14 protein-coding genes and 1 pseudogene are annotated in these 17,465 nt (G+C 32.9%); 5 read left to right on the forward strand and 10 right to left on the reverse strand.

The features are described 5' to 3' along the window. Positions 1–656: 656 nt before the first annotated feature. Positions 657–5,588 (reverse strand): DUF4011 domain-containing protein, encoded by a 4,932-nt coding sequence (locus J2Z40_RS11235; protein WP_066396156.1) that lies wholly within the window; start codon positions 5,586–5,588, stop codon positions 657–659. A gap of 590 nt (positions 5,589–6,178) precedes the next feature. Between J2Z40_RS11235 and J2Z40_RS11240 the strand changes: the two genes are divergently transcribed. Further along, complete coding sequence (locus J2Z40_RS11240) at positions 6,179–6,364, forward strand: hypothetical protein (protein WP_066396158.1); 186 nt, start codon at positions 6,179–6,181, stop codon at positions 6,362–6,364. A gap of 25 nt (positions 6,365–6,389) precedes the next feature. Here the strand turns inward: J2Z40_RS11240 and J2Z40_RS11245 are convergent, their stop codons facing one another. Together J2Z40_RS11245 and J2Z40_RS11250 are read right to left on the reverse strand one after the other, a co-directional pair. Continuing rightward, positions 6,390–6,554 (reverse strand): hypothetical protein, encoded by a 165-nt coding sequence (locus J2Z40_RS11245; RefSeq protein ID WP_157087836.1) that lies wholly within the window; start codon positions 6,552–6,554, stop codon positions 6,390–6,392. A gap of 5 nt (positions 6,555–6,559) precedes the next feature. Further along, positions 6,560–7,603 (reverse strand): hypothetical protein, encoded by a 1,044-nt coding sequence (locus J2Z40_RS11250; protein ID WP_066396161.1) that lies wholly within the window; start codon positions 7,601–7,603, stop codon positions 6,560–6,562. Between the two features lie 149 nt (positions 7,604–7,752). Here J2Z40_RS11250 and recJ point away from each other — a divergent pair, with 149 nt between their 5' ends. Beyond that, positions 7,753–9,426 (forward strand): single-stranded-DNA-specific exonuclease RecJ, encoded by a 1,674-nt coding sequence (gene recJ, locus J2Z40_RS11255; protein ID WP_342590335.1) that lies wholly within the window; start codon positions 7,753–7,755, stop codon positions 9,424–9,426. A 74-nt stretch (positions 9,427–9,500) separates the two neighbouring features. Here recJ and J2Z40_RS11260 read toward each other — a convergent pair whose 3' ends face one another. From J2Z40_RS11260 to J2Z40_RS11275, 4 genes are all read right to left on the reverse strand, one after another. Continuing rightward, the gene (locus J2Z40_RS11260; RefSeq protein WP_066396164.1) at positions 9,501–9,794 is read right to left on the reverse strand and encodes a hypothetical protein; all 294 of its coding nucleotides are present in this window, start codon (positions 9,792–9,794) and stop codon (positions 9,501–9,503) included. Beyond that, a complete protein-coding gene (locus J2Z40_RS11265) occupies positions 9,791–12,184 on the reverse strand; it encodes a hypothetical protein (protein WP_066396167.1) in 2,394 nt (797 codons plus the stop codon). Before J2Z40_RS11265 ends, J2Z40_RS11260 begins: the two co-directional genes overlap by 4 nt. A 221-nt stretch (positions 12,185–12,405) precedes the next feature. Continuing rightward, complete coding sequence (locus J2Z40_RS11270; protein ID WP_066396171.1) at positions 12,406–12,867, reverse strand: hypothetical protein; 462 nt, start codon at positions 12,865–12,867, stop codon at positions 12,406–12,408. Positions 12,868–13,036: 169 nt separating this feature from the next. Continuing rightward, on the reverse strand, positions 13,037–13,270 hold the full coding sequence (locus J2Z40_RS11275; RefSeq protein ID WP_066396180.1) for a hypothetical protein: 234 nt from the start codon (positions 13,268–13,270) through the stop codon (positions 13,037–13,039). A 357-nt stretch (positions 13,271–13,627) separates the two neighbouring features. On the opposite strand from J2Z40_RS11275, the gene J2Z40_RS20160 reads away from it, so the two are divergent. Together J2Z40_RS20160 and tet are read left to right on the forward strand one after the other, a co-directional pair. Further along, positions 13,628–13,690 carry a tetracycline resistance efflux system leader peptide gene (locus tag J2Z40_RS20160; protein WP_157087879.1) on the forward strand — a complete coding sequence of 21 codons (63 nt, stop codon included), beginning with the start codon at positions 13,628–13,630 and terminating at the stop codon, positions 13,688–13,690. Positions 13,691–13,723: 33 nt separating this feature from the next. Next, positions 13,724–15,100 (forward strand): Tet(L)/Tet(K)/Tet(45) family tetracycline efflux MFS transporter, encoded by a 1,377-nt coding sequence (tet, locus tag J2Z40_RS11285; RefSeq protein ID WP_066396181.1) that lies wholly within the window; start codon positions 13,724–13,726, stop codon positions 15,098–15,100. Positions 15,101–15,633: 533 nt separating this feature from the next. Here tet and J2Z40_RS11290 read toward each other — a convergent pair. The 3 genes and pseudogenes from J2Z40_RS11290 to J2Z40_RS11300 form a co-directional block, all read right to left on the reverse strand. After that, on the reverse strand, positions 15,634–16,014 hold the full coding sequence (locus tag J2Z40_RS11290; RefSeq protein ID WP_066396183.1) for a hypothetical protein: 381 nt from the start codon (positions 16,012–16,014) through the stop codon (positions 15,634–15,636). Next, entirely contained in the window at positions 16,011–16,280 is a 270-nt protein-coding gene (locus tag J2Z40_RS11295) for a helix-turn-helix domain-containing protein (RefSeq protein WP_066396186.1), read from the reverse strand. The genes J2Z40_RS11290 and J2Z40_RS11295 overlap by 4 nt, the downstream gene beginning before the upstream one ends. Positions 16,281–16,552: 272 nt before the next feature. Next, a pseudogene (locus J2Z40_RS11300) lies at positions 16,553–16,753 on the reverse strand (RNA polymerase subunit sigma-70); the annotation flags it as partial. Between the two features lie 184 nt (positions 16,754–16,937). Here J2Z40_RS11300 and J2Z40_RS11305 point away from each other — a divergent pair. Next, positions 16,938–17,096, forward strand: coding sequence for a hypothetical protein (locus J2Z40_RS11305; RefSeq protein ID WP_157087837.1), 159 nt, complete (start codon positions 16,938–16,940; stop codon positions 17,094–17,096). The last annotated feature ends 369 nt before the right edge of the window (positions 17,097–17,465 follow it).

A 17,465-nucleotide genomic window follows, 5' to 3' on the forward strand; every position in this document is an offset into this window, starting at 1 on the left:
TATATTCAAAGATTCTTCTTTCATTAAAAGTATAGGGTGTTTTTTGCAATCGAAACAAGACAAGGGAATAACTTACCACTTCAGTTTTCAACACCTTTTTGACAATTGTTTGGAAAGGCAGGATTCGACATGACAGTTATCGAAGCAAGTATGAAATATTTCAGGGAGGGAAAAAGAATTGGATATTCGTTGTCCTGAGTGTGGTATTTATTTCGATTACGCAGATGAGGTGGTATTAGATGAGGCAAATACGCTCACTCACACATCATGCTACTCAAACGCAATATCATTTAAAAAAGATTCTGGTAAAACCATGGATATACTTCAAAAGTATCCTTTCTTTCACAAATCTTCACCCGTAAATTAATATAAAAAAGCCACCTAACACAAGGTTAAGTGGCTTTCTTCAAGGCTTTTTTGACGAGGAACTGCGCTAGCATATAATGAACCTCTCTGACAATTTCCTCATCAACTTTCCTTGGGTTGGGGTGATAGACAAATTCAAGTTGTTTTCCCAAGCTCCAATCACCTCTAAGACAATCTATGAGGTGACCAACTTGTCTTAGTACAAAAAGAGTTTGGCGATATATCCCAAGTTTTTCATCGAATCTCATGGTGATCTCTTTTTGGGTTGCTTTATAAATTTGTGTTTCTAATTAAGTAGTTACACTGTTTATATCTCTCACTTTATTTGCAATCGAATCTGCTATCTCTTGTTTCCTTTTCACCCAATCTTGTGACCAAATTCTTTCGATTTTCCAACCCAAAGACTCTAAAACGGATTGTCTTAATCTATCACGGTCTCTGGCAGTTTTTGAAGAGTGGTAGGTTGCACCATCGCATTCAATGCCTAAAATATATTGACCTGGAAATTGTGGATCAACGACCGCCAAATCAATGCGATAACCAGAACATCCGACTTGTTTTCTTAGTTCTAAACCTTTTCTTTGTAGTGTTCGATAAACATCTTCTTCAAAAGGACTATCAAAATCAGCATCATCTTCGATTCCAGCATTATAGCTGAATTCCCCATTGCTTTTCGCATATGCTAAATAACTCTTCAATAACTTTGTTCCCCGTTTGTTTAATTTAGCATCATCTAAGTCGATATCAAGAATACTTGAAACAACTTTGATTTCCTTTTTTGCCCGAGAGACAGCTACGTTTAACCTTCTTTCTCCCCCATCATGATTAAGCGGTCCAAAGTTATAATACATTTGACCATGAACGTCTTTTGCGTATCCTACACTTATGATGATTGTATCTCTTTCGTCTCCTTGAACATTTTCAATGTTTTTGACAAAAAACGATTCAAGATGATTTTCGCTAAAGAAATCTTCATGTTCAGGATGCTGCTTTCTAAATTCATCAATCTTGTCCCGTATAGCAATTTGTTGGGGTTCACTAAATGTGATAATTCCAAGTGAACGATCTTTTGATCTTTTAATATGTTCAAAAACAAGCTCCGCAACTTTCTCTGCTTCTTTCAAATTCTTTTTTGACTTTCCTCGGTCATAAACGCCATCCTCTACATAAATATTTGATATGCCATCATGTTCACTTTGAATAGAATTTGGAAAAGTGTACAATTCGTTGTTATAAATTTCTTTATTGGAAAAAGCTATTAATGACTCCTGCTTGCTTCTGTAATGCCACTTCAATGAAATTTGAGGCATAAATAACAAGCATTCATCCAAAATACTCTCAAAACTTTCATAAATCTCTTCGTCTTCTTCTTCGATAAATTCATCATCCATTTCAATTTGGCTTGCAAAAAAGGATGTCGGAGGAAGCTGTTTATCGTCCCCAGCAACAATTAATTGTTTTCCTCTCATGATTGTTCCGATGGCGTCCTCTGGTCTGATTTGGGAGGCTTCATCAAAGATGACCACATCAAAGTTCAATATTGATGGATCGATAAATTGACAGACAGAAAGCGGACTCATCATCATACAAGGTTTAAGTGCCATAATTAAGTCTGGCATGGTTGAAAAAAGGTTCCGAATCGATTTATGTCTTTTTTGCTTTTGAATTTCACGTTTTAAAATAGCGAACTCGGAACTTAGGTGAGCAGTAGTTTCTACGTAATTTTCTTTTCGATCTGTTAATATTTCATGTACCCTAGCACTATTAATGTCAATTTGCAACACATCAAATTCCTTGAACTCCTTAAGCAATCTTTCATGCTGGTCGATTCGAAAATGTTTTAACGCTGGCAATACACTATACACATTATCTAGCCATAATTGATAAAACCGTTTTAAAAAGACCTTTTCAAATGAAGCATTTAACTGATCTTCTTCGATCATTTTATTAATAAAATCTTTAAGCCCTAATTCATATACATTGCTACGAGCTTCCTGATAGGTAATCCATTCTTGAAGTTTATTTGCATTTTCCGCTAGCAAATCTAGAATAAAAGCCATCTGAGATAATTGTGCATTAAAAAATGCCTGTCCATTGAATTTCTTTTCATCGAAAGGAAATATTTTTTGATAAAAATTGATTTGCTTTTCCAATGATTCTCTCTTTCTTTCTAGCTGAGAACAATTTGATGAGAAGTAAGCAAATTTATCAGGGTCATTAATTACTTCAACGAAAGCTATTGGAAACCATCCCTGATAATTCTTTTCAGCGTTCACAGTCCAATTGATCGCTTCTTTGACCGAATACCAATCTGTTTCATAGCCTTTGAACATCTTTCCGTAGAGCAATGAAAGGGTGTCTGACTGATTTTCTATTTCCCCTTCCATGTGGTTTATGTCATTTACCGTAGAAAACAATTCCTCAATTTTTTTCAAATGGATATCGGAACTGTTTAATAACAAAGCCTCCACTTCATTTTTAGCGTTAATGATTTCATTGATAAAAACAATTATTTCATGAAACTCACTTTCAAAGTTTAAGAAATTTGTATTTTCATCTAGTTCCCATAGCTTTGGCATAAATTCTATTCGCAAGTTTTGGACTTCTTCATGAAAACTTTGATATAGAGACCTTAATTGATCGATAATTTCTTTAAAATCTATGATTGTCTGATTTTCTAATTGCAGAACAAATGATAAGTAAATGTCTTTTTTGTCTTCGTTCATTAAGAATGTATTCAACGAAAATATCTTTTCAACATGTGATGAAATCATTTCCCAATCTGTTTTTTCGCTATTAAATCCTCTTCCGAAAAGCTCCGATAAGTAGCTGTTTTGCTCAGCAATTTGATTCTTCATTTCTTTTAACGAGTTTAATGAACGAAGTTCTTTAATTATTTTTTCATGTTGCAGTTTCTTTTTATCAAGCAAATACGATTTAATTAATGTTTTATCTCTTTTGAAATTCTTATTAAAATGGCGAAGAAAAGAAGAGTATTCTTGGATATATCGATTTAAAATCCCTTCTAAATCCTCTTCTAAAATTTTTAAATCAAAATCTGTTTCGAGCTTTTGCTTTTCTGCATGGAATGATTGGAATAATTGAATATTTTCTTTAATTATCTTTCTGATTTCATCTTTTTTCTCCATTTCAAACCATTCTTTTGTCGGCTGAGGATTATCTCTGATAAAATCATAAAGTTTCTCCAAAAAAAAGATGTCTTTCTCATTTATATTTTTCGTATGTACCCTGGTTAAAGTTTGAAATTTCTTATTTATTTTGTCTATTTCATAATAGAACTGAATTATTTTTTCGATTGAACTTTTGATTTTCTGCTCGTTTTTAAATGATTTATCGATGAAATTTTCATAGTCATCTGTATAATTCAGAATTTCTTTTTTGTATTTTGAAGTAATAGTATCGTGAATTTTATGATGATCGATATTCAAAATATCATTTTTATATTTCAAAAAAAGTTCTTCTTTTATAATCTTTATAGATGAAAATAAGGATTCAAAGTGTTCAAATTGATCCTTAGCTTTTTCTAATAATTCTCTTCCATTTGAACCGAACCAATTGCTCGGTGCGTCAGGTTTATTGATAATCATTGTATTTAAGTCAAGGATATGGTCAATACCACCTAGAGAGAGTTCCCCTTCAAAAGACACCATATTCGCGGTTTTTTTAAACTCATCATATAAATCTCTGATATTTTTTGCTAAAATAATAAAATTTGCTTTAATATTGGATTCCAAATCAAATGTTGAGTCTTTTGGAATTGCTCCTTTCCATAAATGTTCATCCTCTTTACCGATTAAACTTTTCATTTTTTCAAGTCTGATTAAGGTCTTTTTCATTTCCGTTAATCGTTCATTATTAATTTTTTGAACTTCGGGAATATCAAAAAGCACCACAGGTGTATCATGCAACGCTGATAATTTTCCATGTATTTTTTGCACTGTTTCGTTCAATGGATCGACCGTTTGATGCAGTGCTCGCACATATAGATTTAGTTTATGCTTAATCTCGTCAAATTCTGAGAAAGATGGAGACTTATAATCAGGCGATTGTTTTTGATCGATTGATTTTCTTAATTCCTCTAAAACCGCTTTTTTGTTGGCATTATGGCTGTGCAAGTCTAAACAGTAATCCGAAAGACCTTTTTCATCGATTCTTTTTTTCACCACTTCTAATGCAGCTTTTTTCTCACTGACAAATAATACTTTTTTTCCTTGTGCTAACGATTCAGCGATAATGTTTGTAATGGTCTGGCTCTTTCCAGTTCCTGGAGGTCCTTGAATCACAAAACTAACACCGTTTTTCGCCGCTAAAATAGCTTCCTGCTGACTCGAATCTGCGTCTAATATTTGAAATGATTGCTCCGATGTTCCCTTATGGTCAGCTATTTTGATATCCTCAATATTTTCGCGGTCACATATGTCTTTTTCTTGCTTAATGCCAGCCAAGGTCTGTATAAAAGTGTTTCCCTTTACATAATCTTCATATTGCTCAAAATCCTTAAACATGACTAACTTATTGAAAGAAAATAACCCGATATAGCTCTCCGATGTAACCATCCAATTATCTTCAATTTTTACTTGCTCTGAATATATTTTTAACAAATCATCAAATGATTCGTATTCTAAATCTTCAAGGGAACTTATCTTCACTCCGAAATCGATTTTTAGTTTTTGTTCCAAAACTGGATTAAAAATCACTTCATCTGCTTTATACATATAGTAAGGTTCTCTTGCCGTATCTCGATATAAAGATAATGGAACTAGGAACAGGGGAGATTTTAGAATAATATTGCTTTGCTCAGCCTCTGTCCAATTTAAAAAACCGCACGCCAAATAAAGCGTGTTGACCCCTTTTTCATCAATTGATGACTTTCCTTTTAATCGAATCTCATTTAATTGTTTTTCAAGTTTCTGTTTTAATTTGATGATATTTTTATAAACCATTTCGTCTGTTTCTTCTTTGCTGAGTTCCTTTTTATTAGCGACTTGGATTTGTTTCCTTGCCTCTCTCTCTAAATCAATGTGAGCATTCACCATTAATTCTTTTTCATTATTTAAAAGATCAAATACCTCGCAAGTTTTAGCATCAACTCTTATCGTTGATTTAGTAGTTTTAAAATTTATTAATCGATTTCTTTTAGAGAAATCTAAAAGTCGTGATTTCCACATTTCAATTTTCTTGTCCAATTTCACATCATTCACGGAAAAATTCTCCTTTCTTCTCGATAAAAGAATGCCATATTATTCCTATGTCTATTTTACTATTATGACATATCGGCTAATAATAGGGAATTGCCTGAATTCTTTAATTTAAGCTGCCTTAATTGTTAAATTGTAATCAAAAATGCAAGTTTTTATGATTAGAAGTTTTAAAAAAAAGGAGCTTGCGCTCCTTTTCATAACTCCTATTGTCCTGATTGGATTTTTATCGGTTCCTTATATCAACACAAATTCATTAATTTTATACGTCAATAAAAAAAACATAATGAAGCAGTGCCATTTCAAACCTCCGAAAGGTAATTCCTATTTTTCCAAATAACTTCCTAGTCCACTACTTTCAAAAAATATCGATAATGAGTCGGTGAACACTCTCGTCTCCCCCTAAAATTTCAATCTCATTTTTTCTTCATTTTAAATGATTTAACTACCATAGTGTCAGCCCCCCTATTTTAATGTTTTTTGGGGATTGATTTTAAATCAGAAAGCGAAGGATATTTTCAAAAACTAACATATTATGTTAGGTAGTAGGGTAAATATAAATATAAATGGAAATATCGAAGGGGAGTTTTAAGATGAAAGTCTACCCATTACACTTAAGAAAAAAAAGAGGCAATTATAACGAACCTTCATATCTACAACAAGAAATGGCTAAACTTAATGAAGAGTTTTCTAACCTATTTAAAGACTTGGAAGCATTAAAAAATCATATAGAATACATCGATAATAAGTACACAAAAAAAGACGCAAGGAGAACATAATCCTTCGTCTTTTTCTTTGCTATATTTATCGAGTATTTACGACTCTTCTGATTTCTTTATCGTATTGTTCTAGTAATTTTTTATTTTCCTCTTGTCTTTCCCGTCTGATTCTTTCGAAAGCACTGATATTTTTTCCAGCGTTGCTTGATCGTTTTTTGCGTCCACTAACCTTAACAATTACATTACCCATACGAATCAGCCCCTTTTCTTTTTACTAGTGTTATACTCGTACAACTTAAAGGCTGTTGAAACTACATCCGCAAGTCTATCTATATTCATTTTACCTGAAGATGATTGAGGATTCAATGCATGCTTATTCCGTTCATTAATAATTACAGTATAGACATAAATTACACCATTCAATTCAACAACAAACGAAATGGTTGAATGATTGTCCGTTTCCCAATCATAGATTGACTCTAAAATCTTAATGAATGAACGATTTTTCATTTCTTTATCATCCAAATCCACTGTTTTAGGGATGCTTTTACTTACAACAGAGGCATACTCAATGATAAGTTGCTCTTGTTCTAATCGATAGATAGCATATTTCCCCACTAATTCCATCGTACTAAAAGACAATACGCCTTCTGTTTTTCGACGAATCTTTTCTAATAATTTTTCAGACAAGGAATTTACAAATTCTATTTCTTGCTCTGCTTCAGCAGGTAATCTTACAGAATCATTCGCCATCTTTTTCAAATCTTTTTCAAATTTTAATATCATTTCGTCTTTCTTTTCAATTTCTTTATCCCAATCTTTAAATAACTCAAGCGCTTGTTTGAACCGAAATACATTGCCATTAATTAAAAAATGTGCAAACACATCATATTCTCTTCGGTGATTTGCATAGGCACGAAAATGGAAGAAATCCTTTTTACTTTCATCAGTCATATCAAACAATGTTTTTATTTTTAATACATAATTTATTAAAAAAAGCACAATAACTGTAAGTACAAACGATAATATAATAAATCCAAACAAAATATCTATGCTGAAAAACCACCAGATTAAACCAGTAACAGGAAAGATAATGAGTGATCTCCAGCTGAACACTTCTTTAGCAATGACATAAGCCTTCTTCCACTTTTTCTTATTCAAATCATGTTCAAAATGTACATCGTCCTCACCAACTTTTGGTATAGACTCTCTAATAGATTTTATGTATGGATCAAACTTGTCACATGCCACTTCTAAATTTTCTAGTGTAAGTGTTTTTTTAGTTGCAATATCCCCCAATATCGTTAACCTACTTTCCATTCTTTGTATAATATAATTATAGCAAGAATCTTATTAAATTTCATATTTTTCCAAAATCAAAACTGAAGGTATAAAGTTGACTAATTTTGGAAATAATTGTGATAACAATTATTTTTGGAGTTGTTCATGTGACGATTAGTAATCATACTATCTGGCAACCCTTTATCCCATCGCTAGATACTCATTCAAAAAAAGATTTGATTCATTATTTAGCAAGACAAACATCAATCAATCCAATCTTAATGTTTGGGCTAGTTAAGAACGGAATCCAAACCGAAGACCAAATTTGGAAATTCTTATATCCCTCCATTCGTGATTTACATGACCCTTTTTTATTAAATGATATGAAAAAAGCAGTCATACGAATTATACAAGCTCTGAAGCAAAAGGAACCCATCATGATTTTTGGAGATTACGATGTGGATGGCATTAGTTCGTCAACATTACTCTATAAAGGTCTCAAATTCTTTGGAGCAAATGTATCCTTTCGTTTACCGATTAGACATGAGGGATATGGAATTTCTCCAAAAGCAATCGAGGAAATATCTCATCGGGGCGTTTCGCTAATCATTACCGTTGATAATGGTTCGAGTGCGTATGACGCTATGAAAGTGGCGAAAGAAAAAGGAATTGACGTGATTGTCACTGATCACCATGAAATTCTAGGCGAGTTTCCCAACTCTTATGCCTTTATTAATCCAAAGCGCTTTGATAATAAATACCCCTACCCTAATCTTTCTGGAGCAGGAGTTGCTTTCAAATTAGTACAAGCACTCTTTCAAGCAACATCCAATTTCTCTTGGGAAAAATATTGTTGGGATTACATTGAATGGGCAACACTTGGAACCATTGCTGATTTAATGCCTCTTAATGGAGAAAACAGAGCCATCTGTTGGCTTGGGATTCAAAAGATGAATAATAATCCCAATCCAATTTTAGAAAATTTATTTGATTTGTTGCATATTTCTCATATTGACAGCAGCAAAATAGGATTTCAAATCGCCCCCATTTTTAACGCTGTTGGTCGTATTGATGATCCAAATATCGCTGTTCAGTTATTAACGAATCCTTTTGCAAGCCAACAAGAGCTGAAAAGTTTAATCGCCATTAATCGTTTGCGACAAGCGTTAACGAGCGAGCAATACAAGCAAGCGGAACAAGAAATTATCAGGAAAGGATGGAACCAAGATAGGATTATTGTGATAGATGGAGATTTTCACAATGGGATTATTGGGATTATCGCGGCAAGAATAACGGAGAATTTCAAAAAACCCGCAATTGTGATTTCAGAATCAGGCATTGGTTCCGCAAGAACCTTACAGGGTTCAAATTTTTCTATTATAAAGCCGATTAATGACTGCTCAGTACACTTAAAAAGGTACGGAGGCCATCAAGGGGCAGCTGGTCTAACGATTGATTTAGAGAAAATAGACGCATTTAGAAGAGACATACAGCTTACAACGGGAAATGGGGCAAAGATTGAATCAATCATTCACTACGCAGATCAAATGGATATTAAACAATTTCCTGACACACTTTTTGATGATTTAGCTGCTTTAGAACCTTTTGGAATTGGAAATCCCAAACCGATTTTTTATTCTCCTTCTATCAAATGGTTTCGCCTTGAATTATTTGGCAAAGAGAAAGAGCATGCCAAATTGACAATCAAAAAGAAAAGCTTGTTGGCTTTTTCCAAAGGAAAAATATTCAAAAATAACTTCTCTTCATTTGAATTTTTATACACGCCAAACTGCTCAATTGAACGAAATTTCCTCATTCATGACATTCACACATTTCAATAGAATATAAACCATATAGAGAGAATTTATCAAATTCGTAGACCACCTATACTGTCTGGTGGTTTTTTTAATCAATTTCATTTTTTTAACGGAAAATTATTCATTATGTATTTATAATAATTTTGAAAAACTGCCTGTTTAACCTCAAGCCCTGTACATGTAAAAGGCTTCATGCGAATCAGTTTAGCTTTACCCTTTAACAAAATGCGTCTTACTTGGCGATCGCTTAATTCCATATACTCTGCAATGTCACTTGTTTCATATTGAGCATTATCGTCTACTTTTTTAAAAACATTGGTTGGCATTAAGTAAGAGAATGGGTCTAACCCCATCCTCTGACAATAATCCATAAAATCGGTGTAACTCATCATGTTAATGACCGCTCCTTTAATTTATCCATGTCATTCTCTAAATTGGCGATAATCTTCTTAACTTCCTCAATCTTGCTTAATCGATCTTTTTTCTCTAAACCATATTCTTTCTTAGCGAGACGCGGAATTCCAAGTGTTTGAAGCATTTCTTTGTTCTTTTGTAATTCTAAGTTCAGTGCTTCAAATGCTTCAAAATCAACTTCATTTATAGTTTGAATTGGTTCTTCCGTTTCGATTTGAACCTCATTCATAACCTCGCCATCTGATAAATCTTTCCCCTTATATTCGGCAACACCCAATGGATTATTCACTTTTTCCCATTTTATTAATTTAGAATGTTCGAAAGGAAAGTCCAGTGCATTTTTAAGAACACTATAATAAATTTTCAATGGGACAGCTTCTTGATAGTGCTCTTTGTTTATTGAACTTAGGCTGTGAGTAAATCCTTGATCATTTCCTATACTGTGACGACAATGAATCTCGGCTACCCTTACCTTCCATTCGTTAATCTGGGGATCGCGAATCAAGGTCTTGTTGATAATTAAATTGTTGACTGTATGACGTGTTTCATAATAAGCAAAATTTGATACCTCTTCTGGATCAAGAAAAGGAAATTCGTGCCTCCATCTTCTAATGAACGTAGTTAGTGAATTCGGATTACGGTACTGCATACTTGGAATACGTTCATCGGAACGGAAGAGGTAACCTTTTCCTTTATCGAATTTGCTTAATTGTCTTCCATACAACCAACGTAGATAGTAATTTAAGAAATCAGCAAGTCTTGGAACAATTATAGTCCCATATTCAGGGGATGGAGAATATGTCCCTTTACTTATTTCCTCATCAATCCAAAGTCTAGACCAACCTTCAGGGTCATTAATGTTTGTTCGCACAAAATCATTTTCAGTTTCAGAAAAGAGATACTTTTTTAGAAATCCAAAGTCTGGGTGATTTGGATCTTTTTCAATATCTAAATGCTTGTCAATATCAATTTCAATCATTTCAAGTGGACGAATACCTGTTAAAAATCCAGTTAACATTACAGCAGCACTCTTAATCGGAAACCGTAAACCTCCATTAATCGCACCAACTTCGTTCCGAAGCAAAGTCTTAAAACATTCAACTATGTCTTTTCTAGTACCGTAAAACTTTACTCTTGGATTAAGTGGCTTAGAAGCTTTTGTTGGTGTTTCGTTTTTAAGGGCTTTATCAAAGCGCCTTTTCATTAAGAATAGTTTGTCACGCTCCATTTTACTGTCAAATACGAAGCTTTCATTATAACTTCTTTCTAGTTTTTCATAATATTCTTCTTCCCTTTTCATAAGATAATAATAGAGAAATGGCTTTAATACATTGGTACAAGCCTTTTTAGAACCATCCGATTTTAACCCTTTATAAATTGAAAGGAGGTCATTCGATTCAAATTGTGAAAGGTCAAAATTCAATTCACGAATCCGAGCCTCTTCTTCTGGCATTAATTCCCTAAATGAATTTTTTGTTACCATTCCCCAATAATTTTCAATTCCTGCTCTTCCGCAAAGAACTTTATAAAAGTATCTCTCAAGTGCACCTCTATATCGTTTAGCAGCTGTCTCTTTTTTTATTGGTTCAGGAAAATATGTCTTTCCATCAAATTCAATTTCAACGCCTTTTAAACGATCCTTGAAATAAGAATCGATTAAACTGTTCAATTGATTACTAAAGTAAATCGTATAATCTACACCTTCTAAATATGACTTATTTTTCCTGGATATAATTTCCTCAATATTATTCACAATCCATTCTTTGTTCCAATGTCTCATGTTAAGCTGAGCAAATTTCATTTCTTCATCGGATAATTTTCTTTTTAATGTTTGGGCCAGGTTCTTAGAATTAATGTTTAATTCACTAGCGATTTCTGTAAGATTAAATGCGTACCTTGAAGAAATTTCTTTTAAATCATCTTCAAAGAAGAGGTATTTTTGCTGAACCTTGTGGGGTAAAAAATCTTCATAAGCGACAATATATGAAGTTTCTTTAATAATAGTCCCCAAGTAATTTTGTTCAAGGGTACCTGGATCGCATTTTATGATTTTTGCCGCATCAACGATTCCAAGTAATTTTCTGCCTGTTTCTTGTTCAATTTGCTCGGGGCTTGGTAAATCCTCAATATAGCCTAATTCAATTAACCTTGGGACAACCCGCTTTTTAAAGCTAGCTAAACGGTCTCTCCTTCTGTTTTTGATGTGCATATAATCGGGGTCATCTGTCGAAGGAAGTGGAAGGTCTTTGTTTATTCCTTCATATCCCATCTTATTGAACAATTCAACCAATTCTTCGACAGTATGAAATCCGAGATCGTTTAGCATTGAGACTAATCTGTGATTAAATCCAACTTTATCAATTTCCATACTTATCACCTCTATATATAGTATGTTCAGACACAAGGGACATTATTCATACTTTTTTGTCGATATAAACTTCGAAATATCAACATAAAAGTATGTTTTATGTCCGATATGTCCGTTTATATAAATGTCTTGTTATATCTATACATAACAAAAAAACATCCATCTTTTACCACGAATTTTTTCTTAGAGATTTGGAAAAATAAATAATGAAATGAGGGGATTTAGTGAATGTTTTTATAAGCACTTATAGTGATATTTAATCCTAATCCTACCTTACGAAGTGTTTCCCGTAGGTCTTCAAAATTCTTTTTATCCTCTTCTGTCAAATCAACAAAGCTATATAATTCATCATTTGGATATTGGCTTAATTTATAATACAAATGCTCCAAAGTTTTTTTATCCCTTTTAGAAAGTGTTCCTAATTGTTCCCCAGTAGTCATGCCGAGCCAAATCCCATTTAATACATCTCCTAATTCAGCTGTCACCAAATTCGGTTCTGACCAATTATTATTAATCTGATGTGCAATCAAACCTTCCAATTCCACTAAATTATGCTGAACCTCTGTGACAAGAACTTGTTCTTTAACAAAATTCATCTTAATAATTCCCCAAGCTACAATTGCGATAAATAATATGTTTAAACCTATTGAAATACAAAACAGCACTTTTTTCTTTTTGCTCAATTTTCTCTCCCCCCTCCTTCTAAGATTTTACTATAAAAATCCACCCCTCTATTGAACTGTCCTGCACCTTTACTTCAATAAGAAAGAGCTATTCTCCTTATTGAAGAATAGCTCCCGATTATTGAATATCGCTATTAAACTAACGCACCTGTTAGTGAAAAAGATGCGTTCAATCCATCTGGTAAAAATCCTTCAATTTCAACCATGTTTCATACCAAAATGTTTTTTGTTTTAATGGTTTTTCTATTTCTATTTCCTCTCCATTTTTTATTAGATACACGGTATTATCGTTAGCTTTTATCTTATCTCCAAAATTAAAAACAATGTTAAAACAGTCCTTTTTATATTGGTTTTCTCTTTCATCCGACCATTCTGCTTTTGCGATTGAGAATCTACTTTTCAAGTTAAATCAGTCCTCTTTGTTACTCGTGATTTCTTACAATATTTTCACTGTTATACATAGAAAAATCAAGTTTTGTTATTGAACTAACCTGCTCCTTTAGTTTAATAACTTCAACAAAAAAGTGCCTTAATCCTTCTGGGATAAAAGCACCCTTTACTTTAAGTGTATTTCTTCACAAACTTAATGGCTTGTAATAAAAAATGATATTTCTAAATCTCTTTTCATAACAGGAATGTTGCTTCATTACAATCATTAAAAAGAAGCTGTAATCACAGCTTCTCAAAGAACGAGGAATAGTTTTGTATCCTATGCTATATGTGATAAAATATATGAATCATATTTTAGGAGGAGTTATTTATGAAGTGCAATAAATATAATTGGGTACATTTAAAGAGGGAGAACGTATCAATAACCCTATAAACTACGTAGACCCTCATTATTGGAGGGTAAAATGTGAATATATCTCATTCACAGTCAAATTTGCGCCATAATCAAATTTTATTATGGCTCTGTGTTCTTTCTTTTTTCAGCGTTTTAAATGAAATGGTTTTGAATGTTTCATTACCTGATATCGCCAGTTATTTTGATAAGGAACCAGCAAGTATAAATTGGATAAACACAGCGTTCATATTAACTTTTTCCATAGGAACAGCTGTATATGGTAAGCTATCGGACCAGCTAGGCATCAAAAAGCTACTCCTATTTGGGATTATAGTGAACTGCATCGGATCAGTTATCGGGTTTGTTGGACATTCTTTCTTTCCCGTACTTATTTTGGCTCGGTTTATTCAGGGTGCGGGTGCAGCTGCATTTCCAGCACTTGTAATGGTTGTTGTCGCGCGCTATATTCCAAAAGAAAATAGGGGTAAAGCATTTGGCCTTATTGGGTCCATTGTAGCAATGGGAGAAGGTGTGGGACCATCTATTGGCGGAGTGATTGCCGAATATATCCATTGGTCTTATTTATTGCTTTTGCCAGTTGTGACGATTATCACTGTTCCATTCCTTGCAAAATTATTAAAACAGGAAGATGTAATAAAAGGCTCTTTTGATACTGTAGGAATAATATTCATGTCTGTAGGTATTGTATTTTTTATGATGTTTACGACATCTTATATAATTTTCTTCCTAATCGTTAGCATAATATTTTTTATGATGTTTGTTAAACATATTAGGAAAGTATCTAATCCTTTTGTTGATCCTGCGCTAGGAAGAAATGTCTCATTTATGATTGGAATCATTTGTGGAGGACTTATATTTGGAACTGTAGCAGGATTTATTTCTATGGTCCCTTATATGATGAAAGATGTGTATCAATTAAGTACTGTCGCAATTGGAAATGGGATTATTTTTCCTGGGGCAATGAGTGTTATTATTTTCGGTTATATTGGTGGATTGCTTGTTGATAAGAAAGGTTCTTTATTTGTGTTAACAATTGGAGTTGCATTTCTTTCTATCAGCTTTTTAGTAGCTGCCCTTTTTATAGAGACAACACCATGGCTCATGACAATTATATTAATTTTTGTTTTTGGGGGGCTTTCTTTTACGAAAACAGTTATATCCACAATTGTTTCAAGTAGTTTGGAACAAAAGGAAGCTGGTGCTGGAATGAGTTTGCTTAATTTCACAAGCTTTTTATCAGAAGGAATGGGTATTGCAATTGTAGGTGGGTTATTATCGATACGTTTGCTAGATCGAAAATTACTACTTATAAACGCTGATCCATCCACTCATTTGTACAGTAATATGCTACTTCTTTTTGCGGGAATCATCGTCATTAGCTGGCTGGTTACTATGAATATATATAAACACTCAAGAAAAAATATATAAAAGAGTCAAAGAATCCATTTTGAATAATTGTTTTTCAAAATGGATTCTTCTTTAGAAAATGAATCCAATGTTAAATTCTTTAAATTGTTATACATAGCAAATTTTCCTTCTTCAACTATTCTGCTCCTTTAGCTGCATAGCAATAGCCACTCTTTTTTTATAAATTTTCTATCAAAAGTGAAAATCCTTCTTCCACTAACCTGCGCCATTAGTTTAAGTATATTTCTTCACAATCTTTACAATGAAAGTAACATTAATATCCAACAAAAAATCATCTCACCTCTAGAAATTTATAGAGATGAGATGATTATAATCAAACTTTATTATAAATAATCAATCTTTTTTATAAAGCTACAGAAGCGTTGCCTCTTGCCATGAATCCTTATTTACATCACCTGGTATAAAAAAAATATTTTTGCTTGTTAAGGGAAAAGAATTTCGGTATTTGAACAATTGCGGGAATAGCTGCCCTTTTTGTTTGATTTTTGTTTTAACTTTTCCATTATCCTCTTTCCAACCTAATCAGTTATTATTTAGATTGACTCTTTTTCGTTTAGCAAATAATTTGTTAAAGTATATGTTTTTTCATATACAGATTCAAGTTGTTTTTTTAACTTGTCATCATCCTGTTTACTAATAAGCTGTTTTAATTTTCCTAGTAATTCGTTTTTTTCTTTTTTAGGGTTGTATAAGTTTATACCCCGTTTGAAAAGTTCTTTGTTCTCGATTAATTCCTTTAAGTTTCCCTTTGAATGACAATTGATGCAATGCCAATAGGATGTAGCAACATCCATGTTGGCTTCTTTATTACACTGAAAACAACTAAAAATCAAATCATGTTTATGAAAAACATAATCAATCTCATTTTCTTTGAAAAAAGAAAGCACTATTAATTTGAGACTGTTCTTTCTCAATTTGCCAACTCCCTGATTGAAGAAGGTCGTATTAATGATTTTCTCAAAAATTCTTTGAAGTCAGAACCGTATACTACATATTTCCTTCCGAAACAAAGAGATCTAATTTTTCCTTGCTCACAATACCTTCTTACTTGCCTTACAGATAAGCCCATATAATTTGCCAAATCTTCAGGAGTTAAAATACAGCCATCTTCAATTTCTTCTAATGTTTTTGGTAATTTAGGGGTCAGACCAAACCTATCTTCTTTAACTAATTCTTCCATGTATTTTTCTCCTTTCTTGACCGTAATGTCATCATATATATAATATGACCCCTGATTGGAAAACATATACAATATAGGATGATTTTTATTGAAGGTTATTAGATGATAATTTAGACAACTCTTCTACATAAACAAAAATTATATTAATGACAATACAGGCTTGTCCTTTACAACAAGAAACTTAGATTTACCCTTTCTAATCAGTTCAAAGGATGCATTAATAACATAGGATATATTAATGTGGTTTTGACATTGCTTCATATTCATATTGTCTTGACGATATGCGCAACCAACCTCAAATTGTGTTCAATCAGCTTGTTGCGGGCATGTGAATCACCAGCAGCCATTAACTTCAAATATTTTTTTTCATCAGCAGATGATAACGGTTGAGGAAATGCATTATTCTTTACATAAGAAACAAGAAAGACAATCTCCTTAACTAAAAACCCGAGTGCTGTTAAAATCCCAGACATTTTTCCACCCCCGCTTTTTCGGCCTTTTGCCTATACATAATTCCTATGTAACAAGGGAGTTGTTTTTGTCTGTCCACCTACATATTTTCTATGGGGAATTATTTCCAAGCACTTTTTTAATGGACAACGCTTAGTTTCTTTCGCTAAAATAAAATAAGTATACTTTGAGGTGGGAAGAAACTAAATGAATCGTGTCGTTTTAGCTCTTGTTTTTGTCATTGTCTTATTAGCAAGCCTTGCAGAAATCATCTTTGAAGGCTTTTCATTAAAAACGATCCTGTTATTAGCTGCAACTATTATTATCGTTGCTTTTTTATGGAAAATGCCAGAAAAAAAGGATTAACCGTAGTTCGGTTCAGAGGTATAAAAAGGAAGCAGCAAATTAATGAGCATATATTTCCAATTGTATATAAGGATTACTTAATTCTAGCGAAAATAGATAGAGGTAAGTTTTAACCCGCTATTGGTCACTGGTCAAATGAGGTCATCCATTCATTCTTGGACAGAGATGGAAAGATGCTGAATCCCTCGTTTAGTATCGGTGAGCACCCGAACGGAGAAATAGACGGAAAAATTCCGCTTATTTTGAAATTATTAATAAGAATAGCCCAAATAAGGATTAAGTCCATATAATTGTGTAAAAAGAGAATGAGCCATATCAATTTCTGGTTACAATGTTTTCAGCGACGAAAATTGTAAAGGAGAAATTGAG

The sequence above is a fragment of the Cytobacillus eiseniae genome (assembly GCF_017874625.1).
Classification (GTDB): Bacteria; Bacillota; Bacilli; order Bacillales; family Cytobacillaceae; genus Cytobacillus; species Cytobacillus eiseniae.